Here is a 1,498-nt window from a genome sequence, read left to right as displayed (position 1 = left end):
AAACCCGGGGGCGGGGAAAAGAGCTCAGAGCGGAATAACCCGGTCCCCAAGATTTGGACATCCCCCTACCTCAAATCGTGTATAATTCAATTAAGGAGGGAAACCATGGGACGAGGAAAACTAACCACTGAAGAGCAAGCCATCTTACGCGCCAATCCGAATGTAAAATCAGTCAACGATCAATGCATTTTTTATACGGCCGAATTTAAAAAACACTTCATTGAAGCGTTAACAAAGGGCAAGCGGCCTAAACAAATCTTCGTTGAAGCCGGCTTTGATCTCGAAATCTTAGGCGACAAACGCATCGAACGGGCCACCGCCCGGTGGAAAGAGCGCCACATTCGGGACACCATTCTCGCATCAATTGATCAAGAAGCCGCAAAAGAAGCCCTTCAGACCATCGATGCCATAGACGATCTGAAAAAAGCCAAAGAGAAACTGACAAAGCAAGAAAAAATCATTCAACAACAAGCTGCGGAGATCGAAGCATTAAAAAAAGCTGGCTGGCTAGGAGGGAGGCGATGCGACAAGAAGGCCTATGGAACGACTGATCTCTGCAAAATCGTAGAAGAAACCGTCCAAGCCTATGGAAAAGCCGTCAATATTAAAGCCCTTTGCAAAAACCTTCATTTGCCGCGAAGCACCTATTACTACTACAAAGCCAGCAAAGAAAACCGGCAACGAAGAGAAGATGCTGATCGAGAAGCCCTGTACTTCATACAAAAAGCCTTCGACCATAGCGGAAAATACTACCACAAAGGCAGCCGCTCCCTGCGCATGGTCCTGAAAAACGACTACGACATCATCTACAACCGCAAAAAAATCCAACGCATCATGCGGAAATACCAACTCATCTGCCCCGTAAAAAAAGCCCGACCCTATGGCAAACGCAAAAACGACGGCCAAGAAAACAAAATCGCGCCCAACCGCGTCAAACGCGCCTTCAAGCCGGGCGAAGCCAGAAAACTCTTCCTCACCGACATCACCTACATCAAACATCAAGGCCACTTCTCCTACGTCTCCGTCATCATCGACGCCCAAACCAACGAACCCGTCGCCTACAAAACCAGCACAAACTACAACCTCGACTTCGTTCTGGAAACCCTCGAACAACTCAAAACCTGCGGTTACAGCCAAAACGCCATCATCCACTCCGATCAAGGCGTCCACTACACCGCGAAAAAATTCCGCGATACCATCCAATCCATGGGCCTCATTCAATCCATGTCGAGAAAAGGCAACTGTTGGGACAATGCGCCCTGCGAATCCTTCTTCGGAAAAATGAAACAAGAAACATCATTCGATAAAAACGCCAGCGACCAAGAAATTGAAGCCGCTGTCGCCGACTACATAAACTACTACCGCTACCGCCGATACCAAGAAGGCCTCGGCGACATGACGCCATACGAATACGGCTCAACACTACTCAACGCATAGGGGTTGACGTGTCCAAATCAATGGGTCCACCTTAGAAGGCCGCATTTTCCCCGCCCCCGGG

1 protein-coding gene is annotated in these 1,498 nt (G+C 48.9%); it reads left to right on the top strand.

The features are described 5' to 3' along the window. The first annotated feature begins 105 nt into the window (after positions 1–105). Complete coding sequence (locus OCV31_RS09605) at positions 106–1,437, top strand: IS3 family transposase (protein ID WP_148474677.1); 1,332 nt, start codon at positions 106–108, stop codon at positions 1,435–1,437. Positions 1,438–1,498 lie beyond the last annotated feature (61 nt).

The sequence above is a fragment of the Aedoeadaptatus acetigenes genome, assembly GCF_025566985.1.
Classification (GTDB): Bacteria; Bacillota; Clostridia; order Tissierellales; family Peptoniphilaceae; genus Aedoeadaptatus; species Aedoeadaptatus acetigenes.
The sequence above is the reverse complement of the archived record's forward strand: the minus strand, read 5'-3'. Positions and strand labels throughout refer to the sequence as shown.

Bases quoted from the DNA above. Each gene is read 5' to 3' on its own strand.
- OCV31_RS09605 (WP_148474677.1), top strand. From the start codon at position 106: ATGGGACGAGGAAAACTAACCACTGAAGAGCAAGCCATCTTACGCGCC.